General features: G+C 49.9%; 22 protein-coding genes and 1 tRNA gene. 9 read left to right on the top strand and 14 right to left on the bottom strand.

Annotated features, from left to right (window positions below; translation table 11 throughout):
• Positions 1 to 179 precede the first annotated feature (179 nt).
• From ridA to pyrB, 3 genes are all read right to left on the bottom strand, one after another.
• The gene (ridA, locus tag PCO85_20375) at positions 180 to 566 is read right to left on the bottom strand and encodes a 2-iminobutanoate/2-iminopropanoate deaminase (GenBank protein ID WJV53482.1); all 387 of its coding nucleotides are present in this window, start codon (positions 564 to 566) and stop codon (positions 180 to 182) included.
• Between the two features lie 133 nt (positions 567 to 699).
• Positions 700 to 1167: an aspartate carbamoyltransferase regulatory subunit gene (gene pyrI / locus PCO85_20370; protein ID WJV53481.1), complete on the bottom strand. Its 468-nt coding sequence runs from the start codon at positions 1165 to 1167 to the stop codon at positions 700 to 702.
• A 15-nt stretch (positions 1168 to 1182) separates the two neighbouring features.
• Entirely contained in the window at positions 1183 to 2118 is a 936-nt protein-coding gene (gene pyrB, locus PCO85_20365) for an aspartate carbamoyltransferase (protein ID WJV53480.1), read from the bottom strand.
• A gap of 425 nt (positions 2119 to 2543) precedes the next feature.
• Here pyrB and PCO85_20360 point away from each other — a divergent pair, with 425 nt between their 5' ends.
• From PCO85_20360 to PCO85_20350, 3 genes are all read left to right on the top strand, one after another.
• A complete protein-coding gene (locus PCO85_20360; GenBank protein ID WJV53479.1) occupies positions 2544 to 3011 on the top strand; it encodes a YhcH/YjgK/YiaL family protein in 468 nt (155 codons plus the stop codon).
• A gap of 315 nt (positions 3012 to 3326) precedes the next feature.
• Positions 3327 to 4775: a PTS transporter subunit EIIC gene (locus PCO85_20355; protein ID WJV53478.1), complete on the top strand. Its 1449-nt coding sequence runs from the start codon at positions 3327 to 3329 to the stop codon at positions 4773 to 4775.
• Between the two features lie 74 nt (positions 4776 to 4849).
• On the top strand, positions 4850 to 6286 hold the full coding sequence (locus PCO85_20350; protein WJV53477.1) for a 6-phospho-beta-glucosidase: 1437 nt from the start codon (positions 4850 to 4852) through the stop codon (positions 6284 to 6286).
• 50 nt (positions 6287 to 6336) lie between these two features.
• On the opposite strand, the gene argF is transcribed toward PCO85_20350, so the two are convergent.
• On the bottom strand, positions 6337 to 7347 hold the full coding sequence (gene argF, locus PCO85_20345; protein WJV53476.1) for an ornithine carbamoyltransferase: 1011 nt from the start codon (positions 7345 to 7347) through the stop codon (positions 6337 to 6339).
• Positions 7348 to 7511: 164 nt separating this feature from the next.
• Here argF and rraB point away from each other — a divergent pair, with 164 nt between their 5' ends.
• Complete coding sequence (rraB, locus tag PCO85_20340; GenBank protein WJV53475.1) at positions 7512 to 7934, top strand: ribonuclease E inhibitor RraB; 423 nt, start codon at positions 7512 to 7514, stop codon at positions 7932 to 7934.
• A 95-nt stretch (positions 7935 to 8029) separates the two neighbouring features.
• Here rraB and PCO85_20335 read toward each other — a convergent pair whose 3' ends face one another.
• Entirely contained in the window at positions 8030 to 8533 is a 504-nt protein-coding gene (locus PCO85_20335; protein ID WJV53474.1) for a GNAT family N-acetyltransferase, read from the bottom strand.
• A 223-nt stretch (positions 8534 to 8756) separates the two neighbouring features.
• Between PCO85_20335 and PCO85_20330 the strand changes: the two genes are divergently transcribed.
• Entirely contained in the window at positions 8757 to 9110 is a 354-nt protein-coding gene (locus PCO85_20330; protein WJV53473.1) for a DMT family protein, read from the top strand.
• A 392-nt stretch (positions 9111 to 9502) separates the two neighbouring features.
• On the opposite strand, the gene frdD is transcribed toward PCO85_20330, so the two are convergent.
• From frdD to frdA, 4 genes are read right to left on the bottom strand one after another with little or no spacing between them, the layout of a single operon-like run.
• Positions 9503 to 9859, bottom strand: coding sequence for a fumarate reductase subunit FrdD (gene frdD / locus PCO85_20325; protein WJV53472.1), 357 nt, complete (start codon positions 9857 to 9859; stop codon positions 9503 to 9505).
• A gap of 14 nt (positions 9860 to 9873) precedes the next feature.
• The gene (frdC, locus tag PCO85_20320) at positions 9874 to 10269 is read right to left on the bottom strand and encodes a fumarate reductase subunit FrdC (GenBank protein ID WJV53471.1); all 396 of its coding nucleotides are present in this window, start codon (positions 10267 to 10269) and stop codon (positions 9874 to 9876) included.
• A 16-nt stretch (positions 10270 to 10285) separates the two neighbouring features.
• Positions 10286 to 11020 (bottom strand): succinate dehydrogenase/fumarate reductase iron-sulfur subunit, encoded by a 735-nt coding sequence (locus PCO85_20315; GenBank protein ID WJV53470.1) that lies wholly within the window; start codon positions 11018 to 11020, stop codon positions 10286 to 10288.
• Positions 11013 to 12809: a fumarate reductase (quinol) flavoprotein subunit gene (gene frdA / locus PCO85_20310; GenBank protein ID WJV53469.1), complete on the bottom strand. Its 1797-nt coding sequence runs from the start codon at positions 12807 to 12809 to the stop codon at positions 11013 to 11015. The genes PCO85_20315 and frdA overlap by 8 nt, the downstream gene beginning before the upstream one ends.
• 555 nt (positions 12810 to 13364) lie before the next feature.
• Here frdA and epmA point away from each other — a divergent pair.
• On the top strand, positions 13365 to 14342 hold the full coding sequence (epmA, locus tag PCO85_20305) for an elongation factor P--(R)-beta-lysine ligase (protein ID WJV53468.1): 978 nt from the start codon (positions 13365 to 13367) through the stop codon (positions 14340 to 14342).
• 48 nt (positions 14343 to 14390) lie between these two features.
• Here the strand turns inward: epmA and mscM are convergent, their stop codons facing one another.
• The 3 genes from mscM to rsgA form a co-directional block, all read right to left on the bottom strand.
• Positions 14391 to 17699: a miniconductance mechanosensitive channel MscM gene (gene mscM, locus PCO85_20300; protein WJV53467.1), complete on the bottom strand. Its 3309-nt coding sequence runs from the start codon at positions 17697 to 17699 to the stop codon at positions 14391 to 14393.
• 33 nt (positions 17700 to 17732) lie between these two features.
• Positions 17733 to 18644: an archaetidylserine decarboxylase gene (gene asd / locus PCO85_20295; GenBank protein ID WJV53466.1), complete on the bottom strand. Its 912-nt coding sequence runs from the start codon at positions 18642 to 18644 to the stop codon at positions 17733 to 17735.
• A gap of 70 nt (positions 18645 to 18714) precedes the next feature.
• Positions 18715 to 19764, bottom strand: a complete 1050-nt coding sequence (gene rsgA, locus PCO85_20290; protein WJV53465.1) for a small ribosomal subunit biogenesis GTPase RsgA — start codon at positions 19762 to 19764, stop codon at positions 18715 to 18717.
• Between the two features lie 155 nt (positions 19765 to 19919).
• On the opposite strand from rsgA, the gene orn reads away from it, so the two are divergent.
• Positions 19920 to 20462 (top strand): oligoribonuclease, encoded by a 543-nt coding sequence (gene orn / locus PCO85_20285; GenBank protein ID WJV53464.1) that lies wholly within the window; start codon positions 19920 to 19922, stop codon positions 20460 to 20462.
• A gap of 203 nt (positions 20463 to 20665) precedes the next feature.
• Positions 20666 to 20741: transfer RNA gene (locus PCO85_20280), tRNA-Gly, on the top strand.
• A gap of 274 nt (positions 20742 to 21015) precedes the next feature.
• Here PCO85_20280 and PCO85_20275 read toward each other — a convergent pair.
• Both PCO85_20275 and PCO85_20270 read right to left on the bottom strand, forming a co-directional pair.
• Complete coding sequence (locus tag PCO85_20275) at positions 21016 to 22380, bottom strand: MFS transporter (protein ID WJV53463.1); 1365 nt, start codon at positions 22378 to 22380, stop codon at positions 21016 to 21018.
• Between the two features lie 247 nt (positions 22381 to 22627).
• Entirely contained in the window at positions 22628 to 23527 is a 900-nt protein-coding gene (locus PCO85_20270) for a GntR family transcriptional regulator (protein ID WJV53462.1), read from the bottom strand.
• A 142-nt stretch (positions 23528 to 23669) separates the two neighbouring features.
• Here PCO85_20270 and PCO85_20265 point away from each other — a divergent pair, with 142 nt between their 5' ends.
• Complete coding sequence (locus tag PCO85_20265; protein ID WJV53461.1) at positions 23670 to 24692, top strand: zinc-binding alcohol dehydrogenase family protein; 1023 nt, start codon at positions 23670 to 23672, stop codon at positions 24690 to 24692.
• Positions 24693 to 25009: the final 317 nt, after the last annotated feature.

The following is a 25009-nucleotide window of genomic DNA, read 5'->3' as shown; positions in this document are numbered from 1 at the left end:
CTGATGTTTGTCGGGATGAGCCTACCCGAATTTAGTGTTATTCGACTTTCGACTTGACTGGGGAACGCGTGACATCGCCATGTAACCGGGGAACGGCTGCCTTCCCCTTGTGAAGGGGAAGGATTGGGCGGGGTTGGAACGCGCGAGGAGTGCCGCTGCCCCTGAGATGCGAGACAAATTTAGCCACGCACAGCGATGGCTTCTATCTCTATTTTCACGTCTTTTGGCAGACGAGCGACTTCTACACAGGAACGGGCCGGGAACGGCGCATTATGTTCAGTAAAGAAGGCCTCATAGGTGGCGTTAACCGTGGCGAAATCGTTAAGATCTTTTACAAATACGGTGGTTTTAACGATATCAGACACTTTCAGATCGGCAGCTTCCACAATCGCCTTGACGTTTTCCAGTGATTGACGCGCTTGCGCGGATATGTCGTCGGATACCAGACCGGTTTTCGGGTCTACCGGAATCTGACCGGATGTGAATATCATGCTGCCGAGGTCAACACCCTGAACGTAAGGGCCAATCGCTGCCGGAGCCTGTTCCGTACTGATAATGCGTGACATATTTTCTCCTGATTAAGTCTGAATGAGCGCGAACGCTTTTTTCCAAAAAGCCTGGTACCAAGCCATTCTACCTCGTGAGCCGTCAGGCAAAGCAATACCTTTCTGATATTTCTGGTATTGCTTGCTCGCTAACTTAATGGCTGTTCAGTACCGCCTGACGTTCGAATTCCTTCTCACAGTATTTGCATTTCAACTGTACATCACCGTCACTGTGCTGTTTCACACTGAATGAAGAACTGACCGGTTCGCTGCGACTGATACAGTTGCTGTTGGGGCAGGTCAGTACACCATCAATATGATCCGGAAGTTGTGGATGTAACTTACGCACCACATCGTAATTGTCGATCTGGTTGACGGTCGCTTGTGGCGCGTATATTGCCAACTGGTCGGCCTGTTCTTCAGTAAGGAAAATATTCTCGATCTTGATCAGATCTTTGCGTCCCAACTCGTTGGACGGCAGGTTGAGGCCGATGGTGATACGCTGATCGGTGGCGGTCAATTTAAACAGCGTCAGCAGTTTGAAGCCGACCTGAGCCGGAATATGGTCGATCACCGTGCCGCGTTTGATGGCTTCTACCTGTAATTTATTATCATGAGTCATTATTGTGCTCCTCCTTTACAGAACCAGTTCGCTGTTTAAAACCAATGCCAACAGAGCTTGGCGCGCATAGATACCATTACCGGTCTGCTGGAAATAATGGGCGTAAGGGGTACTGTCAACATCGGTGGTGATTTCGTCAATGCGCGGCAGCGGATGCAGCACTTTCAGGTTATCGCGGGCATTGGCGAGGTCGGTCGCGCGCAGAATGAACTGTGATTTGATGTTGATATATTCAGACGGATCCAGCCGCTCTTTCTGCACTCGGGTCATGTAAAGAATATCCACTTGTGGCACGACTTCTTCAATGCTGTCATGCAGGCTGTAGGCGATATTTTTTTCTTCCAGCATCTGCAGGATGTAGTCCGGCATTGCGAGTGCTCCAGGGGCGATGAAGTAGAAACGGTTGCCATCAAATTTGGCCAGCGCCTGAGTCAGTGAATGCACGGTGCGCCCGTATTTCAGGTCACCGACCATGGCGATATTGATACCGTTCAGACGGCCCTGGGTTTCTTGAATGGTGAACAGGTCGAGCAGGGTCTGAGACGGGTGCTGATTGGCACCGTCGCCCGCGTTGAGTACCGGTATGCCGTTGGAAAACTGACTTGCCAGCCGCGCGGCGCCCTCTTGCGGATGACGCATCACAATGGCATCCACGTAGTTACTGATGACCGAAATGGTATCCGCCAGCGTTTCCCCTTTTTTGCCTAACGAGGTATTGCTGCTGTCGGCGAAGCCGACCACGGACGCGCCTAAACGGTGCATGGCAGTTTCAAATGACAGGCGGGTGCGGGTTGATGCTTCAAAGAAGCAACTGGCAATCACTTTATGTTTTAACAGCTCCGGTTGCGGGTTGGCTTTCAGGCTGGCTGCCACTTTCAGCGTCAGTTCCAGATCGTCCCGGCTGAGATCATTAATCGAGATGATGTGTCTTTTATAAAGCGGATTGACCATTTGGTTATTCTCCCCACAGTTAGGCATGGTAAACAGAAATTTTTGCCGCCTGCGACAGGCAAAAAAACCCCTCAACGAGGGGCTTTTTTCAACAATCGGTAAGGCAACGGAAGGAAAAACGCAGGCTGGCTGCCGGATGGCAGTTGCGGTTGATGACCCACAAAAACAGCAGCGTTAAACATGTCCCCTCCCGGCAAATTGGTCGAAATTATACGCGCAGGGAATGCTAATTCAAGCGGAAAACGCGATTTTTCGTGCATGGCAATCGGTTGCGATCGGTGAGCTCGCCAATGCTGGGCGGCGTGGTTTGTGTCTGAAATTAAAATGGCAGTCTCGTCACTTTTTGGCTGTGGTCGGCTGGCGGCTGAAACAGAGGAGGAGTATAAATGCCGTAAAGTATCGTTTTATTTTACAGAGGAATGACCATGATTACCGGCAATATCCATCATCTTGAACTGGTTCCTTATCTGCCATTGGAATTGCGTGAAGCTATTGAGTATGTGAAACAACATATCAATGCTGATACACCGCTTGGCAAACACGACATTGATGGCAACAAGGTGTTTGTCCTGGTTTCGAATGACAGTACCGATGTGCTGGAAAATCGCCGGGCGGAATACCATGGTAAATATCTTGATATCCAGATCATTCTGAATGGTACTGAAGGAATGACCTTCAGTAACTTGCCTGCGGGTAAGCCAGATGTGGACTGGCTGGCGGATAAAGACATCGCGTTTTTGCCAGCCGGTGAACAGGAAAAGCAGTTTGTTATGCAATCCGGTGATTTTGTGGTGTTCTTCCCAGGTGAAGTGCATAAGCCGCTGTGTGCCGTCGGCGCCCCCGCCCATGTACGTAAAGCTGTGGTAAAAATCGACGCATCGCTGGTGATGTAATCCTCCTCCAGGGCGCTGCGGCGCCTTTCTTTTTTGTCATTTCCCCCGTTTCTGTTCTTCTTGTGTTGCCGCGTTTCCTTCAACTATGGCTGGCTATTGACCCGACACCGATCGGTTAAAAACCGGATACCTGACCGGTGTGAATGCTGTGACGCGTTAATACTTTTTCCCTCCAGCACTCTTTGGATGTGATCTGCGCCAAAGATCGCGTAGCAGATCAACTAAAACCGGTTGCGGAATAGTGGTGCTTCAGGCAGCCTGAAACCGGTTTCATTATCATGGCGGCAGATCATCAGTAATCAAAAAGGTGACACTATGGCTGGGATTAGAGATTACGCAACATTAGCGAAAAACATTCTCAATGCAGTAGGTGGGCAGCAGAACATCGTCAATTTTTCTCGTTGTGCTACCCGCTTGCGTCTGGTGCTGGGAGAAACGCCCGCCGGTGCCAAAGCGAGGATCCAGGGTCTGCCGGGTGTGATCGCCGTAGTGGAAAACGGTGGACAGTTTCAGGTGGTGATCGGTACGCATGTGGGTGAGGTTTATCGCCATATGGCTGATCTGGTTGGTGATAATCACAGGGCTGTCAGTGAGCCGAAACGCCGTGTACTGGATACTGTGATCGCCACGATGTCGGCTGTGTTTGCTCCCATTGTCTACATTCTTGCCGCTGCCGGGATCCTGCAAGGGATGCTGATTGTGGCGACGCAGTTTTCCGATACTTTCAATACCACTGGTACTTACAGCGTACTGAATTTTATGTCGTGGACGCCGTTCGCGTTTTTGCCGGTATTTATTGCCATTACTGCGTCCCGCCATTTTCGTTGTAATACCTATATCGCTGTGCTGTGCTGCTGTGCGCTGATCAACCCTGAATGGACCACGTTGGCTGGGAAAATCGCCGCCGGTGAACACATAACGCTACTGGGATTGCCGCTGGCGAAAACCGTCTATACCGCCTCGGTACTGCCACCGTTATTTCTGGTTTGGGTATTGGCATGGGTGGAGCATCGGGTAGTGAAATGGCTGCCTGAAGTAGTGAGTGCTCTGTTTACCCCGTTGATCTGTTTTGTGATTGTGGTTCCGCTGACGTTGCTGGCCATCGGTCCGGTGACCAGCTGGGCGGCGAGTGGCATTGCGCTTGGTTATAATGCGTTGTTTCACGCGTTTCCGGCGTTGGCAGCTGGCATTATCGGCGGTGTGTGGCAGATCATCGTGATCTTCGGTGTGCACTGGGGGATCACGCCCGTCGTCCTGGCTGATTTCGATATAAATGGTCACGACTCATTTCAAGCATTCCAGACGGTTGCCGTCGTGGGACAGATGGCTGCTGCTTTTGGGTGTTTCCTGAAAACACGTAACCGGGAATTGAAAACCCGCGCCATGTCAGCGGGAGTGACTGCTATCTTCGGCATTACCGAACCGGCTATCTACGGCGTGACGTTACGTTACAAAAAACCATTTATCTGTGGCTGTATCGGCGGGGCGGTAGGCGCGGTGGTCACCAGCCTGTTTGGCTCGCTGTACTACGCCTATGCCGGATTGCCCGGCATCCTGACTATCATTAATGCCATTAGCCCGTCATCCCCCATGTCATTTATCGGGGAACTGGTGGGATGTGGTGTGGCAATTGTGCTGACTATTGGAATGGTGATGGTCGTTGGGTTTGATGATCCGGTAGATGAAATACCGGCGACACCGGTGGCTGAGATGACCACATCTGAAACGACGTTGTCGGCATCGGGTAATCAACCCACTGAGTAAAATAACGTTTTGTTGTGTGTCGTGTATCGCCGTCATTTCCGTATGGCGGAGATTTGGACGAAGAGGTGGAGAAAATGAGCCAATTACCGGAAGGTTTTTTATGGGGTGGCGCAGTGGCGGCTCACCAGTTGGAAGGTGGCTGGGATGAAGGGGGCAAGGGCGTCAGTGTGGTGGATGTGTTGACGGCAGGGGCGCATGGCAAGCTCCGTCGTATCACGGATGGCGTGGTGCCAGGGGAAAATTATCCAAACCATGAAGCGATCGATTTTTATCATCGTTACAAAGACGATATCCGGTTGTTCGCCGAGATGGGATTTAAATGCTTTCGCACCAGCATTGCCTGGACGCGTATTTTCCCTAATGGTGATGACAGCGAGCCTTGCGAAGCCGGGCTGCAGTTTTATGACGATCTGATCGATGAACTACTGAAATATCAGATTGAGCCAGTGATGACCCTCAGCCATTTCGAGATGCCGCTGCACCTGGCGAACGCATATGACGGCTGGATGAGTCGCAAAACGCTGGATTGTTTTGTGCGTTTTGCCACTACGGTGATTGAACGTTACAAGCACAAAGTGAAGTATTGGATGACGTTCAATGAGATCAACAACCAGAAGAACGTATCGGCGGAGATCTTTGGCTGGATGTGTTCCGGGGTAACATTCCCGGTGAAGGAAAAGCCGGAGGAAGCCATGTATCAGGCGGTACATCACCAATTTGTCGCCAGCGCACTGGTGGTGAAAAAAGCCCATGAAATCAATCCTGAGTTGAAAGTAGGCTGCATGTGTTCCTTCGTGCCGTACTACCCGTACTCCTGTCATCCCGAAGACGTGATGCTGGCAACGGAATCTATGCATGACCGCTTCTATTTCTCGGATGTACATGTGCGTGGTCACTATCCTGGCTATGCCAAACGGGAGTGGGCGCTCAAAGGCTATCATATTCATATGGAACCGGAGGATGAGCAGATTCTGCGTGAGGGCAAGGTGGATTACATCGGTTTCAGCTATTACATGTCCAACGTGGTGAAGCACGATGCGCAGAGTGACACCACCGCCAGCATGGACGGTAGTTCTGAGCACTCAGTACCCAATCCCTACCTGCAAGCCAGTGACTGGGGATGGCAAATTGACCCGGTCGGTTTGCGTTATGCGCTGGTGACACTTTATGAACGTTATGAAGTGCCGCTTTTCATTGTGGAAAACGGGCTGGGTGCCGTGGATAAGCCAGACGAGAAAGGCTATTGCCACGATGATTACCGCATTGATTATTTACGAGCCCATATTGAGGAAATGAAAAAAGCGGTCTCTATTGATGGCGTGGAACTGATGGGATATACCCCGTGGGGATGTATCGATCTGGTGTCATTTACAACGGGAGAGATGGCGAAACGTTACGGGTTTATCTATGTCGATAAACATGACGATGGTACCGGGCAGTTAAATCGGGTACCGAAGAAGTCGTTCTATTGGTATCAAAAAGTTATCTCCTCTAATGGTGAGACCATGTAAATGACAAGGCAAAAACAGCAGTGTAAATGCTGTTTTTGCCAACGCACCATCTAAAGCTGCTGACTTAATGTCGCGACCATTACTGCTTTGATGGTATGCATGCGATTTTCCGCCTGATCAAACACAATACTGTGTGCAGATTCAAATAATTCCTCCGTGACTTCCATTCCACCATGCAAGCCATACTGCGCGGCCATCTGTTTGCCGATGGTGGTTTGATCGTCGTGGAACGCTGGTAAACAGTGCAGAAATTTCACCTGCGGATTACCGGTGGCGGTGATCATTGCCATATTGACCTGATAGGGCCTCAGCAGGTTGATGCGCTGTTGCCAGACCTCCTTCGGTTCACCCATGGAAACCCATACGTCGGTATAAATAAAATCAACATCCTTCACCCCAGTTGCAACATCTTCTGTCAGGGTGATGGATCCCCCTGTCTTGACTGCCGCCGCCTGGCATTCGGCTACTAGTCCAGCTTCTGGCCAGTAGGTTTTTGGTGCGATAAGACGCAGATCCAACCCAGTGAGTGCCGCCGCTTCCAGCATGGTATTCCCCATGTTGTTACGAGTATCCCCAACGTAGGCCAGCTTCATGTCAGACAAGGATTGGCCCGGCAAATGTTCCCGCATTGTCAGCAGATCTGCCAGTAACTGGGTCGGATGGAATTCATCGGTCAACCCGTTCCATACCGGCACGCCGGAAAATTCCGCCAATGTTTCCACCAGATGCTGGCCGTAGCCACGATACTGAATACCGTCATACATCCGGCCCAGAACCCGTGCAGTGTCTTTCATTGACTCTTTGTGACCGATTTGGCTACCGCTTGACCCCAGATAGGTGACCTGTGCTCCCTGGTCGTATGCAGCAACTTCGAAAGAGCAGCGAGTGCGGGTCGAATCTTTTTCGAAGATGAGTGCGATATTTTTACCTTGCAGGTGGCGGATCTCGGTGCCGCTTTTTTTATCGGCTTTGAGTTTCATTGACAAATTCAGCAGGCTTTCGATTTCTGTCGGTGTGAAATCCATTAATCTTAAAAAATGACGTAAGTAAAACGGGTTCATGATGTTCTTCTCCATGTGGCTCAACATGTGTAGTTGAATTAAAATTCACTTTATATGTGTAATTATTCAATTTCAAGTGGTGGGGTCAAACTTTCTGGTGGAGGCGGGTGCGGGCCTGTGGGACAATAACCCGACATTTTCTCCGATTTAACGAGGACTGAGGCATGGCAAACCGCGAATTGCTGGAAGAACAACGTGAAGAGACGCGCCTGATCATTGAGGAGTTGCTGGAAGATGGCAGCGATCCTGATGCGCTCTACACCATCGAACACCATTTCTCAGCCGAGAAATTTGAAGACCTGGAAAAAGTAGCGGTAGATGTATTCAAATTAGGTTATGAAGTTACCGATGCCGAAGAGCTGGAAGTCGAAGACGGTGTCATGCTGATGTGTTGTGATGCGATCAGTGAACTGGCGTTAAAAGCCGAACTGATCGACGAACAAGTGGAACAGTTACTGGATTTGGCCGAACGTTACCATATTAATTACGATGGCTGGGGCACTTACTTCGAAGGTGAGGATGACGAAGACGAAGGTGATGAAGATGAGGATTTTTACGACGAGGATGATGATGGTAAACGCCATTAATCTTGCTGGTTAGCGTTTTGTCTGGCGCTGCACCATTTTTATTGGTGCAGCGCTGGTCTGCTAGCTGAGTATTATCAGCGAAAATTATATATCAATCATAATTGCTTCAGCATTCTCACTTCACAATCAGTATGCCCGGTGTTCCCCATTGCACAGGGAATATGTTGGAATCCCAGTTTTTCATACAAAGAAATCGCGTTGGTCAGGTGTGAGGTCGTTTCCAGATAACAACGTTGAAAGCCTTGGCGGCGAGCAAAATCCAGCGCCTTCAATGCCAGCTGTTTCGCCATTCCCTTTCCGCGCGCTACCGGCAAAAAATACATTTTCTGCAGTTCGCAGATATCCTTGTCCCCACCGGATAATGGTGCGATACCGCCGCCGCCAACGATTTCATCATCATATACCACCAGCCAGTAAGCACTTTTCGAACGACTGTATACCTGGAACAGAACATCCAGATCAGGATCCGAAACGGTATAGCCCTTATCGGCTGTTAGCTCAAACTCGGCAGAAACGCGACGTATCACACTGGCAATGGCAGCGTTATCGCCCACAGTGATGGGACGCAGTTGAAGAGGGGCGGAAGTTACAGTTGTCATGGTGTTCACTCTTGTTATGTCTATCACTTCTCGTGCTGATATTAAGCGAACTGCTACACCATTACTACCTCGCGCGACGGCGGGGAAAATATGGTTACTATTTAACCGCATAACATCAAAACAGGTTTGATACAAATAGACATGAATACGGCATGTTATCTGATGGTGTTCTCTCTGGCGAAACGTAATAATGAGCATTATCTTTTGCAAAGGGAATATGTCTATGTCCCCATTGATTATCACTGTATTCATGTTAACGCTCAGTAATGTGTTTATGACCTTCGCCTGGTACGGGCATTTGCGTTACTTTAGCGGGCGAGCCTGGATCATCGCCGCATTGGTCAGTTGGGGCATTGCACTGTTTGAATATTTGTTACAGGTACCCGCCAATCGTATTGGCTATCAAGTGGCCTCGGCCGGACAGCTTAAAATAGTGCAGGAAGTCATTAGCCTGGCGGTATTTATTCCTTTCTCGATGATTATTTTGAAAGAGCCATTTCGCACTGATTATATTTGGGCAGGATTTTGCTTGCTTGGCGCGGTGTTTTTTATGTTCCGCCATAAAATAATGGGATAATGATCACCCAGCCTATTATTTTATATGCCGAGATTCGGTTTCAGTTAAATAGTGATTAAAATGAAACCATTTTCAATAAAAAATAAGCAGTTCAGAATGATGCTATAGCTATTCTTTTACTAAGTCTCATTAAAATATCACTTACTGCATCGCCTGAATGATTAATCCAGATGAGTTTTTTAACGGTAAAATCGTAGCGTTTCGATTCCATAGAGACTTAATAGATTTCAAAATGCAGGAAGGCGGCAAGAGAGCGTTTCGATGAACTTATTCAGGTAAGCGATTCGGGTGAACGAACACGGGCCAACACCATCGCGACTTGAAAATGACGAGTATGGATTGCCAGCAATTTAAACGGTCTGCGAATGCAGACCGTTGCAGAGAAAAATCACTTACAGCGTTACAAGACCAATTACTGTCACAACCGTCAAAATGGCGGCCAGACCGTAAAATACCCATTTCCCGGCCGGGATGTGGATTTTCAGGTCATGCGTGGCGTGATGGATACGGTGCAGACCACACCACAATGGCAGAACAATCATCAGCAGCAGAAAAATACGGCCGATAATGCTCTGACTGAACATAGCGATGCGTTCATAACCCAGTGCATCCGGGAATATGCTCAACGGCAACAGGATACCGACCAGCAGGATGATCACCGGTGCAAAGAAGGCACTCCACATGCCACCGGCACCGAACAAGCCCCAGAAAGGTGGTTCATCGGAGCGTTTTGGTGTTTGGTTAATCACGTTATTCCTCCTGATCAGAACAGTAATGCGATAGCCAGTACGGCCAGCGTTACCACCACAGTGACTGCCCATAGCCCTTTAATGATTGGCTCAGGCCCCATTTTTTCATCTTTAATCACGATAATGCTGGCTTTGGGTGCCAGTTCAAACCAGGTTTTGGTATGGAGAACCGCTGCCAGCAGGGCAATAATATTGATGAGCAAGACCAGTGGGTGTTGTAAAAATCCAACAAAATGCGCCCAGCCTTCCGGACCCGCTTTCAATGAAAATACGCCATACAGCAGTACAATGCTGAACCAGACAGCGGGAACAGCGGTACCTTCGCGCAACATATAGAAGCGATAAAATCCCAGCTTTTTCCACCAGGTCGGCGTCATATCACGGACATACGCTTTACGTTTGGTTGTCATTATTTGCCTCCCTCCCTTATTGTGGTTTCAGCATGGCAATCATGAAATCTTTAGCGCTTTCGACCTTGCCCTGTTGGATGGCAGCAGCAGGATCAACGTGCTTCGGACACACTTCCGAGCAGTAACCAACAAAGGTACAGGTCCACACCCCGTTATCACCGTTCAACTGCGGCATGCGTTCTTTTTTGCCGTGATCACGGTTATCCAGGTTGTAGCGATGTGCCAGTGTAATAGCGGCCGGACCGATAAATTCGGGATTCAGGCCGAACTGTGGGCAGGCGGCATAGCACAGTCCACAGTTGATACAGCCAGAGAACTGATGGTATTTGGCCATCTGTGCCGGGGTCTGCTTGTTAGGCCCCTGTTCCGGTTTACGGTCATTACCGATGATGTACGGTTTGATAGCTTCCAGACTCTCAATAAAATGAGTCATATCCACCACCAGGTCGCGTTCAATCGGGAAGTTACCCAGTGCTTCCACTTTCACGCCGTTGGGGTAGTCACGCAGAAAGGTTTTACAGGCCAGTTTTGGCACGTTGTTGACCATCATGCCGCAGGAGCCGCAAATCGCCATCCGGCAGGACCAGCGATAAGACAGGTCCGGTGCCAGGTTGTCTTTAATGTAGCCCAGCGCATCCAGCAAAGAGGTCTGTTTGTTATAGGGCACTTCATAGATTTCAGCGTGCGGCGCGTTGTCCTGCTCCGGGTTATAGCGCATGACTTCCATTTTTAGCGTTTGCATCTCAGCCATTCGCTTGCTCCTTATCACTTTTTTCCTGAGCGTCAGCCTCGCCCCCGTACACACGTTTTGCCGGCGGTAGTTTGGTGATCTTCACATCACTGTACTCCAGTCGGGGTGCGCCTTCCGGGTTGTAGAACGCCAGTGTGTGTTTCAGGAAATTCACATCATCACGTTCGGTACAGCCTTCATCCAGACGCTGGTGCGCACCACGGGATTCTTTACGGTTGATAGCGGAGTGCGCCATACATTGAGCGACGTCCAGGCTGTGTCCCAGTTCGATGGTATAAAGCAGGTCGGTATTGAATACGCTGGAATGGTCGGTAATCTTCACGCGTTTGAAGCGTTCTTTCAGCTCAGCCAGCTTATCCAGCGTTTTTTGCATTAACTCGGTAGTACGGTAGATACCGCAACCTTCTTCCATCGATATACCCATTTCGTCGCGGATCTTCGCCCAGCTCTCTGTGCCTTCCTGTTTCATCAGGGTATGCAGACGCTGTTCTACATCGCGAGCCTGTGCATCCAACGCACTGGCGTTGGCCGGGGCCGATTCCAGAGAGCGCTGGGTGGCATGTTCGCCAGCGATACGACCAAAGACCACGAGTTCTGCCAGGGAGTTGGAGCCCAGACGGTTGGCACCATGCAGACCGACAGAGGAGCATTCACCGGCGGCAAACAACCCTTTGATTCGGGTTTCGCACTGCTGGTCTGTTTCGATGCCACCCATGGTGTAGTGTGCGGTCGGGCGAATTGGAATGGGTTCTTTCACCGGGTCGACACCGACATAAGCCTGAGCCAGTTCACAGATGAACGGCAGACGCTCTTTCAATTTCTTTTCACCCAGATGACGCAGGTCAAGGTAGACCACATCACCCAGCGGGGTGGAAATGGTGCGACCGGCACGCCATTCATGCCAGAAGGCCTGCGACACTTTGTCACGTGGGCCCAGTTCCATGTATTTATTTTTCGGCTCACCCAGCGGCGTTTCCGGCCCCATACCGTAATCCTGTAGGTAACGGTAGCCATCTTTGTTGACCATGATACCGCCTTCACCACGGCAGCCTTCGGTCATCAGGATGCCGGAGCCTGGCAGACCTGTTGGATGGTACTGGACGAACTCCATATCACGCAGTGGAACGCCGTGACGGAATGCCATGCCCATACCGTCACCGGTGACGATACCGCCGTTGGTGTTATAACGGTAAACACGGCCTGCGCCACCGGTGGCCATAACCACGGCGTTGGCGCGGATCTGAACCAGTGTGCCTTCCATCATATTGATGGCGACAAGCCCGCGGGCCTGTCCGTCATCTACCAGAATATCCAGCACGAAATGTTCGTCAAAACGCTGAATCTGCGGGTATTTCAGGGATGTCTGGAACAGAGTATGCAGCATATGGAAGCCGGTTTTGTCAGCGGCGAACCAGGTACGCTCAATCTTCATTCCCCCAAAGCGGCGCACGTTGACGGAACCATCCGGTTTGCGGCTCCAGGGACAGCCCCATTGCTCCAGTTGGGTCATTTCACGCGGACAACTTTGTACGAACTGGTCGACAACATCCTGTTCGCACAACCAGTCACCACCTGCGACGGTATCGTGAAAATGGAAATCAAAGCTATCGTGATCCTGAGTGACAGCTGCTGATCCCCCTTCGGCAGCCACAGTATGACTACGCATGGGATAAACTTTAGAGATCAGAGCAATCTTCAGTTGGGGATTAGCTTCGGCGGCAGCAATTGCCGCTCGTAAACCAGCGCCCCCGGCCCCGATAATGGCCAAGTCGGCATTAAAGGTTTGCAATGCACTCCTCCAGTTACTTAAGTTAATTAAATTAAATTAAGAAAATAATATCTATTCAGCATATATCCTTTATTTCTTTTTAATTATTAACACGTTAAAAAAGAAGGAAAAAACATTTATTCGCCTATTAAGAATAGATAACTATCTCTTTTTTGTGTGGAAATGATTATACCGACTTAAAAGTAAATGGAATTTGATATGATCCAGTATTTTGCTGTTTTTTAATACCCTTTCGGACATAGTTTATAAAACGTGATCGATACGCTTATTTCGGTGGAAATAATATTTTTATACCCAATAAACTTCGAGTTGCAGGAAGGCGGAAAGAGAGTGAATCCCGAGGCGCTTACTCAGGTAAGTGATTCGGGTGAGCGAACGCAGCCAACACACCTGCAACTTGAAGTATTTGGGGTATAAAACTTGAAAGATGAAAAGTGTATTTCTTTAATCGTGTCTTTACTGACAATATAAGAAAATCTTTCACGGGATATAATTTGTCTGGTTGACATGATGCGGGTAGACTGCACCACCTGTTTGACCTTTGGAGTAATCACCTTGAGCGAAACGGCAAGTTGGCAACCCAGCGCTTCTATCGCCACACTGTTGAAACGGGCATCGATCATGATGGATATCCGACGTTTCTTCGCTGATCGCGGCGTACTGGAAGTTGAAACGCCAGCCATGAGTCAGGCGACGGTAACCGATGTTCACCTTTCCCCGTTCCAGACCCACTTTGTCGGCCCTGGTGCGGCTGAAGGATTAACACTATATCTAATGACCAGCCCGGAATATCACATGAAGCGTCTGCTAGCCGCAGGTAGTGGACCGATATTTCAGTTGTGCCGCAGTTTTCGTAATGAAGAATCTGGTCGCCATCACAATCCCGAGTTTACCATGCTGGAGTGGTATCGCCTGCACTATGATATGTACCGCCTGATGAACGAGGTGGACGATCTATTGCAGCAGGTGCTGGAATGTGACAATGCCGAAAGGCTCACTTATCAGCAGGCTTTTCAACGTCACCTTGAGATTGACCCGTTGTCCGCAGACAAAGCGCAATTACGTGACGTGGCGGAAAAACTGGGTGTTGGGGATGTCGCAGCTAATGAAAACGACCGCGACACCTTACTGCAACTGCTGTTTACGGTAGGTGTGGAAACCAATATCGGACGTGACAAACCGGCCTTTGTTTACCATTTTCCGGCTACCCAGGCATCACTGGCGGAAATCAGTACCGAAGATCATCGTGTGGCCGAGCGGTTTGAAGTCTATTTTAAAGGCATCGAACTGGCGAACGGTTTTCGTGAATTAACCGACAGTCATGAACAACGTCAACGCTTTGAACAGGATAACCGCAAACGTACCGCCCGCGGTCTGCCAGTACAGCCGATCGATGAAAATCTGCTGGCCGCGCTGGAAGCCGGTATGCCGGAGTGTGCCGGCGTGGCGCTGGGTGTGGATCGTCTTATTATGTTGGCATTGAACGCTGAAACATTGAGTGATGTGATCGCATTTTCTGTTGATAGAGCGTAATAGCAAGGGTTCTTGCGAGTGGTGCCACCGCCCGGATGGCACCAGCGATTAAACGCCACCGGTGGTGGATGCGCGTCCAGACATCTGTATCGAATCCATCTGCACCTGAAAGGGTGGGAATGGCATGACCAGATTGTGTTGGCGGTAACTTTCCAGAATCAATTGGTGTAGCTGATGACGCAACGGCATCCGGTGCCCCATTTCAGCGGCAAAAATGCGTAGCTCGAAAATCTGGATACCCTGTGTCAGATCCACCAGAAAAACTTCCGGCGGCGGATTATCCAGAACCAGATCACTCTGTTTTGCCACCTCCAGCAATAGTTCTGTCACTTCCTGGCTATTGGCCTGCGCCGGGGCCGGAACACTTACCACCACGCGGGTCACGGAATCGGACAGCGACCAGTTGATAAACTGTTCGGTAATAAACGCTTTGTTGGGAACAATGATCTCTTTACGGTCCCAGTCTGAAATGGTCGTGGCCCGGGTGTTAATCCGCATGACACAACCAGTGAGATTGTGGATCGTGACGGTATCGCCAATACGAATCGGCTTTTCGAACAGAATAATCAGGCCAGAAATAAAGTTGGCGAAAATCTCCTGCAAGCCAAAGCCCAATCCCACGCCCAACGCAGCTACCAACCACTGTAGTTTCGCCCACTCAATGCCAATCATCGAGAACCCGATCAGACCACCTATTAGCATCAGCAGGTATTTACTGACTGTGGTGATGGCATAACCGGTGCCGGGTGCGAGCTCGATATGCTGTAACAGCGCCAGTTCCAGCAAGGCGGGCAGGTTTCGCATCAACTGTACGGTGATGAAAAAAATCAGCATGGCAATCAGCACTGCACCAAGGGTAATTGGTTGCACGCTTTCCACCCCTTTCACGGTACTGGTGACATCCCATAGACTGATATTTCCCAGAAACGCAAAGGCGGAATGGATTTCTGACCACAACGCAATCACCGAAACCAGCGCGATAAGTGTCAGGATTGAACGCACCAGTTTTAGTGATTTGGCGCTGATGGCATCCAAATCTACTACCGGTTCTTCCAATGTGTCGCCGCCGATCTCATAGCCGCTGGACGGTAGCGATTCTTCGTCCCCCCGCGCTCGCTGGGCCAGGATTTCGGCACGACGTTGTCTGGCACGATCAAAGGCAATGCGACGGCGCTGAATCAGCATCCAGCGACGAATGATGTGATAAACCACTAGCAGGAAAAACCAGATGGCTACGGACGTTTCCAGCCGAGCCAACAGCGCCTGGGATGTCGTCAGATAACCCAGACTGGCGGCCAGCGCAGCCACCAGCGGCATGAAAATCAGGATGTTCCACATGCCACGGTTGGCTGGATTTTCCCCGGAACCGGCTTTATCCAGATAGAGTGGAATGCCGGCCCGCTTGAGGCTGGTGGTCACCAGGGTGAGAGCCATACACAGCAAAATAAAACACAAGCGCCCCAGCGTACTGGAAAATTCACGGTCGTTAAGATTGTCAAACGTAATAAGCGCCATGATCAAGGGGACGATAAAACCGATAGATAACTGGTAATAACGCATAGCCCGGGCTACCCGCATCGGGGACCAGCCAAAGTGCACGATGAACAGCCCCTGCCGGTGGGCAAACGCTGCGCTGATCATCACTACCCACATCAGTGGCACGGTAGCAGTAACACTGTCGCCGATAGCCACGGCCACCGGATAAGGCCAGGCATTCTGCAAACCATATCCCAGCGCGGCCCACAATACCGGCAGTGGGATAGCCACCATAACCGACCAGAATACCGTGCGTAGGGTCAGCATAAAATGGTCTAGGGTGACTTTACCCACCCGATCGCTGGCACGCTGCATAAAAGCATGGTAATGACGACGAGAGCCAACACTGAACCCTACCAGCAGCAATGCGCCCAGCAGCGGTAACAGCGTATCGCGGCTGGTGACCATCATGATCATGGCACTGCCGAGTTGGGTCAGCGTGTCCAGCGACAGCAGCAGTGATAAATCTTTCAGCAGTGTGATTGGGTAGGCGAAGGTTATCGGTTCGACGTCCGCCACCCAGAACAGGTAACGGTGTGCGGCCTCACGAATTTCTAACAACGCGTCTTCCAACTGATTATTGGCGACTTTCAGCTTGGTCAATTCAAGAACCAGTGTGTCGCAACCAGATATCAGAGAGGTCAGTAATTCACGTTGCGTGCGTAGCTGATCGTCGAGAATTTTTTGCTGCGCGGTGGTCAGTGGTGAGCCATTATCCTGTCTGGCCAGCTCGGTTTTTGGTAGTTGACTGAGCAAATCGTCATAATGCAGCCGTTGCACACGCAATTGGGCCATGTCTCTGTCCAGTAACTGGGGTTTTGGCATGTCGGGCAGGCGGGCGACCTGGGCGCGCAGTGTTTCCCCCAATGCGGTGGAAGAGCCCAGCCATTGCGCCTGTTCGCGCAATGTACTCAATGCCTGATGTACCTGAAGCGTCTGTGCCGCAGCCTGACGTTGCTGTGAGGAAATCAGGTCCATACGCTGTGCCTGCTGATTCAGTGCTAACGACAATTCGCGATTAATCTGTAACGGTTTGGCAATGATGGTGGGTAAATCACCACTCTGTTCTGCCAGTAGCTCTGTGCGCTCCAGTGCTTGTTCCGCTTCCTGCTGTCGCAAGGTGTTTATTGTGTTGCGTTGGGTTTGCAGCTGATTATCCAGTCGATCACGCTGTTTCTGGTAAAGCTCGCCACGCAGGCGTGACAGTTCCTGTCGGTTGCTGGCGGAAAGCTGAGCCAGCGCCAACTCATCGACACGACTTTTACGCAGCGCCGATTCCGCCTGCAAGGCGGCGAGTTGGGCTTGTCCGAGCGGGGTATTCGGCACACCCAGAGCCTGAATGCGTCGCTCAATATCACTTAGTGCACGGTTGGCTTCGGTTTGTTGCTGTGGCAGTTGGGACAGTGAATCGATGATTTCCCGTAGCCGATCCTGCTCCTGCTGTAGTAGGCGGCTCCGCTCCAGTAACTGGCTGCTGGTTTGTACAATCTGCTGTTCAAGATCGTTAATCGAAAGGTTATGTGTGGCGGGAGGCGATTTGTTGTCCTCGGCAGTCAGTTGCTGACGTAGTTGCCGGGTCAGTTTCGGGAAATCATCAATCACGTTCTGGTACTGCGCGGCCCGTTGTTGCGCTTCCTTGCTTCCATTGAGCATACGCAGGGCGGATTGTAGTTCTTTAATTATGTCTGCCTGATTAGGCAAGCTTTTATTGCTTTCCGCCTGTTGCAAATCCTGACGCAGTTGCGCGTCGGTGGGGATTTTGGCGGCTAGCGATGCGGTTGATAACAGGCATCCCAGTAAGAAAATCAGTATCAGACGCACGGCTAGCCTCCCTTAATAATTGTAGCGTGGTGTTTATGGGGTGCCGTCTGCTCCATCCGGCGTGTCAGCGTCGGTTTCTGCCGTGTTCGGTTCTTCGGCGAAGGGTTCACCCACACGGGTGACACTGTGGCTGGCAAGAGTAGACATCAGTTGTACACTGCCGGCGGCAAACAGGTTGATCACCGTCGAGCCCAGCTTGAAGCGCCCCATTTCCTGACCTTTTTCCAGCACAATTGCGTCTTCACCTTCGGCGGGATAAGTCCAGCGTTTGATGATGCCTTCACGTGGCGGCGTTACTGTGCCTGCCCATACGGTTTCGATACTGCCAACAATGGTCGCCCCTACCAGGATCTGCGCCAGCGGGCCGAACGGTGTGTCAAACAGGCAGATAACTCGTTCGTTACGGGCAAACAGATTGGGGACATTTTTGGCGGTCAACGGGTTAACGGAAAACAGATCACCCGGGACATAAATCATCTCGCGCAGCACACCATCACAAGGCATATGTACGCGATGATAATCTTTCGGTGACAGATAGATGGTGGCAAACAGACCATCACGGAACAGGTCGGCCATGATGTAGTTGCCTGCCAGCAACGCTTCCAGCGTGTAGTCGTGGTTCTTGGCCTGGAAGATTTTGCCGTCAGTAATGCTTCCCAATTGAGAAATAACACCATCAGCAGGTTGTACCAACCGATGGGCGTGCGGATCAATCGGACGGATACCCAGACGCAGAGGACGGGCAAAGAATTCGTTGAAAGTGTGGTATGCAGCGGTGTCTGATTGCTGCGCTTCCTGCATGTTGACCCGGTAGCAGCGCACGAACAGGTCAATAACCAGTTTGGTCAGGATACCTGCCTGTCGCTCCGCGCCCCAGCCAGCCAGACGTGTCAGCCATATTTTCGGCAACAAATATTGTAGAGCTATCTTGATACTATCCAACACAGTGAACCTCTTGGATTAATGATGCGCCAGGGTGGAAAAGGGCGCATTGTAGCGATGGATGCGATAAATGTCAGTTATCTGAATCGGAAAAGGATTTACGCGTTTTTACCTGTGCCATGCTGTCCAGGATACTGTGGTAATTTTCAAACCGCTCCGCCGCAATCTCACCCCGTTCCAGTGCCGCACGGATGGCACAGCCTGGGTCGTTATTATGTTTGCAGTCACGGAATTTACAATTGCCGAGGTAATTCCTGAATTCGATAAAACCCTGAGTCACCTGTTCAGGATTCAGATGCCAGAGACCGAATTCCCGCACACCGGGAGAATCGATAACATCACCGCCACTCGGGAAATGGTACAGACGGGACGCCGTTGTGGTGTGTTGACCTAATCCAGAATTGCCGGACACATCGTTGACCACGATGCGTGCGGCCCCTGGATAGAGCAGTGAGTTGAGTAGACTGGATTTTCCTACCCCGGACTGACCGGCAAAGATACTGATCCGTCCGGTTAACGCGGCTTCCAGTTCCGGAATACCCTGCTGAGTGTGGCTGGAAACCATCAACACCCGATAGTGCAGTGCACGGTAAATATCCATCAATTCTTCCACGAATTTCAGGGATTCGTCGTCCAGCAGATCGATCTTGTTCAGCACCAGCATCGGCTCGACTTCCAGTGTTTCGCAAGCCACCAGATAGCGGTCGATCATATTTAAAGACAGTTCGGGGAGGATAGAGGACACGATCACGATCTGATCGATATTGGCGGCAATCGGTTTAATACCGTCATAATAATCGGGACGAGTCAGTACCGACTGGCGTGGGTGTACGGCTTCCACGATACCGCTGATGCCGGACAGCGCCTCATTGCCAGCACGCCAGACTACGCGGTCTCCGGTGACCAATGACGAAATGGTGCGGCGAAGATTACAGCGATGTAGCGTGCCGTCGACGGCTTCCACGTCGGCATGCATGCCAAAGCGACTGATGATGATGCCTTCCTGAGCTTCACTCAGTTGGCTGTCATCCCATTCTATCTTGTTATCCGCGTGCTTCAGGCGGCGCTGATGATTGGCGCTGACCCTACGCTGCTGACCTTTCGACAGTTTCTTTTTGCTCACTAAGCCTCACTTGATACTGCAATTATCGCCCGTGGCGATTGAAGCGACTATAATACACGCTATTTTGTTTTAATTAACCGATGCCGGATGTTTGTCCACACCTTGTGGCGATCATGGCAGAAACCGGCACACAAAATCACAATAGGACCTTCCCAATGGTAGATGAAAACAGACTGATCTGGATCGATCTTGAAATGACGGGACTGGATCCCGAGCGTGACCACATCATTGAAATCGCCACGCTGGTGACCGATGCCAATCTGAATGTGCTGGCGGAAGGGCCAACACTGGCGGTACATCAACCAGATAGCCAACTGGCGTTGATGGATGACTGGAACGTTCGTACTCATACTGGCAGCGGACTGGTTGATCGGGTGAAGGCCAGCCAGTTTAGTGAACGCGCCGCCGAGCTGGAAACGTTGAAATTTCTGCAACAGTGGGTGCCGGCAGGAAAATCACCAATTTGTGGCAACAGCGTCGGACAGGATCGTCGTTTTTTATTCCGCTATATGCCTGAGCTGGAAGCCTATTTTCACTATCGGTATCTGGATGTCAGTACGCTGAAAGAGTTGGCGATCCGCTGGAAGCCGGAAATTCTAACCGGATTCACGAAGCGTAATACGCATCAGGCGCTGGATGATATTCGTGAGTCAGTGGCCGAGCTGGCTTACTATCGTGAGCACTTTATTCAGCTCTAATCTCTGTTCAACTACAGTGGAAACGTGCTGGAAATATTGCCAGGAAAAAAGTGTTTCCGAGACAAGGTGTTACCTGGCGAGTTGCTGTTTTTATCTGCAATCAGGCACAAATTCTGCTCCAAGGACTTGCAGAGCAACACTTTTCTCGTATAATTCGCACCCCGTACCGGCAATGAAATGCAGGTACGGTACAACACTCCCGAGCGGGAATAGCTCAGTTGGTAGAGCACGACCTTGCCAAGGTCGGGGTCGCGAGTTCGAGTCTCGTTTCCCGCTCCAATTCTTCTTCATTTCTTCCTGATAGACATCTATTCGAATCTGCCATTGGTCCATTCAGAAAGTGTGTGTTTTCTGATGCGTCTGATGCTATCCGACCATGTTTACCTGTAAACCTACGTTTAATAGCACCTCCGCCAGAAGACGAACAGTTTGGGCTTATAAGGAGGTACTTGCAGCGTTTTTACGATCTCTCCATTATCACCGCTATGCGCACTTTGTCATCAAACTCAGTCTGCTGTGTGGTTTTCGGCGATTATCCGTGAAGATTTCATCATTATTCTTGTGTGCTGGGATCGCTGATCGGTTGATGTACCAGGACGACGTAAGCCAGCGCGCCCAGTACCGTAATACCGGCACAGATCGTCAATGCCAGATGAAATGAATGCGTAGTGTCTACAATCCAGCCGGTAACGATGGGCGCGAACGACGCAAAGATAAAGCTGGCGAAGTTCTGGATGCTGCCTACCGAAGCGGTCATTCGTGATGCGACCGCGACGTGAATGAGTCCCCAGCAGGAGGTTCCTGCGAAGTGAATGCAAAACAGCGCCATACCGATCAGCAAAACGGCACTTATGGTGGTCGTCGCCTGAGGAACGACAAAGGTAAATGCAGCAGACAACAGCATACCAATGACGATACTGAGTTTGCGGCTCTTGATAGGGGCCATACCCCGCTTAACCAGGAAATCAGTCACATAGCCATTGGAGAGCATTCCTGCTGCGCCAAACAGGAAAGGGATAGCCGCCATTAGCCCGGTGCTTTTCAGGTCCAGGTGATAAGTACTTTGCAGATAACCCGGCAACCATGCCAGATATAGCCAGGCGGTGTAGTTAATGCCGCTGAAGCCCAGCATCATGCCCCACATCGTGCGGTGACGGAATAAACCACGCCATTCGCGAAAACTCATGGGATCACGGCGGTTATTCACACTGCCAGCATTAAGATAGGTCTGCTCTGCATCGGTCAACGCAATCTGCTCACGGTTGCGATAGAGCATATACCAGCCAATGGAGAGAAAAACCCCCATAATCCCGATGGTGACAAACATCCCCCGCCAGCCGATAGTGATTAGCATCGCCGCCAGAATAGGAGGACTTATTGCCAGACCGATGGTGGATGCCGCGTTAAAGAACCCCATTGGGCGTCCGCGTTCTTTGATGTTGAACCAGTCATTGATGACCTTTACACCGCAAGGATTCATCGGCGCCTCACCAATCCCCAGACCGATGCGGATCAGTACAAACTGAGTGAAATTGTGTACCAACCCGGACAACGCCTGGAACAGCGACCAGAAGAACATTCCCAGTCCCAGCATAATGCGTGGTCCTTTACGATCCAGCAACGGACCACAGGGCAGTTGGGCGATGCCATATGCCAGTGAGAACACCGATAACAACACGCCAATTTCCGTGGCGTTTAAGCCCAGTTCCGTACGAATCGTCATATTGGCTACTGACAGAGAACTACGGTCGAGATAATTGATGACTGCGGCAAGAAATAACAAAATTATTGCCGTAGTCTGAATGCGTTTAATATGAGTGCTGGGTTGAAGAATTTCATTTTGTGAAGTGGAATTACCAGCACTGTCTGTTTTATTAAAATCATTCTGCCCATCAATTGTAATATGTGTATTATCCACACTTTACTCCTGAATATTTATTATTTCTTTTTCGCTAAAATTCTGGCGTCAAAGAGAGGGAAATGCGCTTTTTAATTTATGCGCATGAGACTATTAAATTTAACCGCTAACTCACTAACAACCGGGTAATTAAGTCGACTTGGGATGAGCGTAGAATGCATTGAATTTATTTTCGCTAGCGTTTTTACAATTTCGTGCAGTCGATAATGATTTCCTGTTTTTAATCGGTACTTAATGATTGAGCGGTTCAATATTGATTGATGGAACGAATCATTGATTGTTTCGCGGTTTCCAGATGATTACGCAATGCCAGAGTGGCATCCAGGTCGTTACGGCAGATCAAGGCGCTGAGAATGGTCATGTGTTCATCAACAGCAATGATGTTGTGTTGCTTTAAATCGCGCTCATCCCACTGATAATGAAAATGGAAAATAACAGATATGATCTCAAGGGATTGATTGAAAAACGTATTTTTAGCAGCGGAAAGAATCAGCGCGTGAAAATCACGGTCAAGCTGGGAGAACATGCGGTAATTGTCGCCAATGCTGTCACGTAACAATCGGTGGCGTTCAAGCAGGGCTTTGGCCTCCAGCCATAATGGATCATGTTCTGGCCGGTTCAGAAAGTGTTGTAATGAATGGATTTCCAGCATTTCACGTAATTCAAAGAGTTGTTCAGCATATGACTGATCAAACTGCTTCATGCTCCACTGACCGCGACGTTCACTGACGATCAGATTGTAGCGGCAAAATTTCAGCAGATATTCGCGTACCACGACCGGGCTAACTCCAGCGGCTCTGGCCAGTTGCAGTTCAGAGAATGTTTCACCACTTTTTAGCTGGCGCTGATTGATCATATTGAAAAAAGCCTGCTCAAAAATCCGGTTTTGTTCGTCCAGCGGCGCGGAAATGCACTCAAAACCGTCATGGTGCCCAGGTGTTCGTATGATGCTGTAGTCCCTGCCTACTTGCACCAAGACACCTTGTTCCGTGAGGTGGTTTACAATATGGCGGACGGTGGTGCGGCTGATATTGTACATCTCGGCCAATGCCGACTGGGAAGGTAGCGGTGAAGGGATATGGCCGCGGGCCATCCCGTCAATAATCTGATTAATCACGTTGTGGCGGAGATTTTGTGAGCGGCTCATTTTAAGGTTCCTGTTTTTTTTGTTATTAAAACCATATTTAAAACATTTTTTTTCGTGATGAATCACAAATTATGTCTGTGGTTTAAACATATTTAATTTTTTCATTAATAACTGTCGTAATACAGAAAGGGAGATTTAAGAAATGGTTATGATGAAATCATTGGTGTGTTTAGAACCAGAAAATATGCTTTTCCAGCAGCGTAATAAGCCCATTCCGGCAGATAATGAGGTGTTGATAAAAATAAAGACAGTAGGCATTTGTGGTACGGATATTCATGCCTGGGCGGGGAAACAACCTTTTTTCAGTTATCCACGGGTGTTAGGCCATGAAATATGTGGGGAGGTGGTCGGTCTTGGCAATAATATTCATGATATACGAATCGGAAAACAGGTCGTAGTTCTCCCCTATGTGGCCTGTAAAAAATGCCAGGCTTGTTTGAGTGGGCGTACTAATTGCTGCGAAAATATTTCAGTGATTGGTGTACATCAGGATGGTGGATTTAGTGAATATCTGAGTGTACCGGTGACTAATATTTTATTGGCGGAGGGGATTGATCCTGAATCTGCGGCATTGATTGAGCCATTTGCTATCAGTGCTCATGCTGTTTGTCGGGCAGAGATCAAACCCGAAGAGCCGGTGCTGGTGGTGGGGGCCGGGCCTATCGGGTTGGGTGTGGCGGCGATAGCCAAGGCGGACGGCGCTCATGTGTTGGTTGCAGATACCAGTGCGGAACGACGTACTCATGTACAACGGTATCTACAGCTTGAAGCATTGGATCCTGCGCAGGCAGATTTTGATGCGCAGTTGCGTGAGAAATTCAGTGGCTCGCTGGCGCAGAAGGTGATCGACGCCACCGGCAATCCGTTGGCGATGAATAACACCGTTAATTTGATTCGTCACGGCGGCAGCATCATTTTCGTCGGACTGTTTAAAGGGGAATTGCAGTTTTCTGATCCTGAATTCCATAAGAAAGAGACCACCATAATGGGAAGCCGTAATGCAACCCTGGACGACTTTGCCAAAGTGGGGCGCTTAATGGTTGAGGGCAAGCTCAGGGCCGAGATGATGTTGACCCACCGTTACCGTTTTGATGTGCTGGCCGATGTTTATGAAAAGGATGTGATTAATAACCGCGATCTGATCAAAGGCGTCATTCATTTCTGAATCTGTTCAATCGGTGTCCCGCTGTGATGTTGAACGTTCTGTGGATAGTGATGTTAACCGTGAAATGTTGCTGTCGCGCCTTATCGCGCGACGCACGCTTACCGATTTTAGTGTGGTGATGGTTCCCCGGTTGCCAGGAAGGGCACTCTTGCATGTTGTTTTACATATATAGATACAAAAAGACATCATTTTATATAAAAAAGTCTTTTTAGACTCACTCAGTTTCAAATGCTCATACACTCCGCCTTCTCTATTGATAAACTAAATGATATCAATAATCATTCTTATTTAATCAAGAATCCTATTTCCAGGGGCGA

Source organism: Prodigiosinella aquatilis (genome assembly GCA_030388725.1).
GTDB classification, from domain to species: Bacteria; Pseudomonadota; Gammaproteobacteria; order Enterobacterales; family Enterobacteriaceae; genus Prodigiosinella; species Prodigiosinella aquatilis.
This window is presented reverse-complemented; position numbering and strand designations above follow the sequence as displayed.

Bases quoted from the DNA above. Each gene is read 5' to 3' on its own strand.
- ridA (WJV53482.1), bottom strand. From the start codon at position 566: ATGTCACGCATTATCAGTACGGAACAGGCTCCGGCAGCGATTGGCCCT.
- pyrI (WJV53481.1), bottom strand. From the start codon at position 1,167: ATGACTCATGATAATAAATTACAGGTAGAAGCCATCAAACGCGGCACG.
- pyrB (WJV53480.1), bottom strand. From the start codon at position 2,118: ATGGTCAATCCGCTTTATAAAAGACACATCATCTCGATTAATGATCTC.
- PCO85_20360 (WJV53479.1), top strand. From the start codon at position 2,544: ATGATTACCGGCAATATCCATCATCTTGAACTGGTTCCTTATCTGCCA.
- PCO85_20355 (WJV53478.1), top strand. From the start codon at position 3,327: ATGGCTGGGATTAGAGATTACGCAACATTAGCGAAAAACATTCTCAAT.
- PCO85_20350 (WJV53477.1), top strand. From the start codon at position 4,850: ATGAGCCAATTACCGGAAGGTTTTTTATGGGGTGGCGCAGTGGCGGCT.
- argF (WJV53476.1), bottom strand. From the start codon at position 7,347: ATGAACCCGTTTTACTTACGTCATTTTTTAAGATTAATGGATTTCACA.
- rraB (WJV53475.1), top strand. From the start codon at position 7,512: ATGGCAAACCGCGAATTGCTGGAAGAACAACGTGAAGAGACGCGCCTG.
- PCO85_20335 (WJV53474.1), bottom strand. From the start codon at position 8,533: ATGACAACTGTAACTTCCGCCCCTCTTCAACTGCGTCCCATCACTGTG.
- PCO85_20330 (WJV53473.1), top strand. From the start codon at position 8,757: ATGTCCCCATTGATTATCACTGTATTCATGTTAACGCTCAGTAATGTG.
- frdC (WJV53471.1), bottom strand. From the start codon at position 10,269: ATGACAACCAAACGTAAAGCGTATGTCCGTGATATGACGCCGACCTGG.
- PCO85_20315 (WJV53470.1), bottom strand. From the start codon at position 11,020: ATGGCTGAGATGCAAACGCTAAAAATGGAAGTCATGCGCTATAACCCG.
- orn (WJV53464.1), top strand. From the start codon at position 19,920: ATGGTAGATGAAAACAGACTGATCTGGATCGATCTTGAAATGACGGGA.
- PCO85_20270 (WJV53462.1), bottom strand. From the start codon at position 23,527: ATGAGCCGCTCACAAAATCTCCGCCACAACGTGATTAATCAGATTATT.
- PCO85_20265 (WJV53461.1), top strand. From the start codon at position 23,670: ATGGTTATGATGAAATCATTGGTGTGTTTAGAACCAGAAAATATGCTT.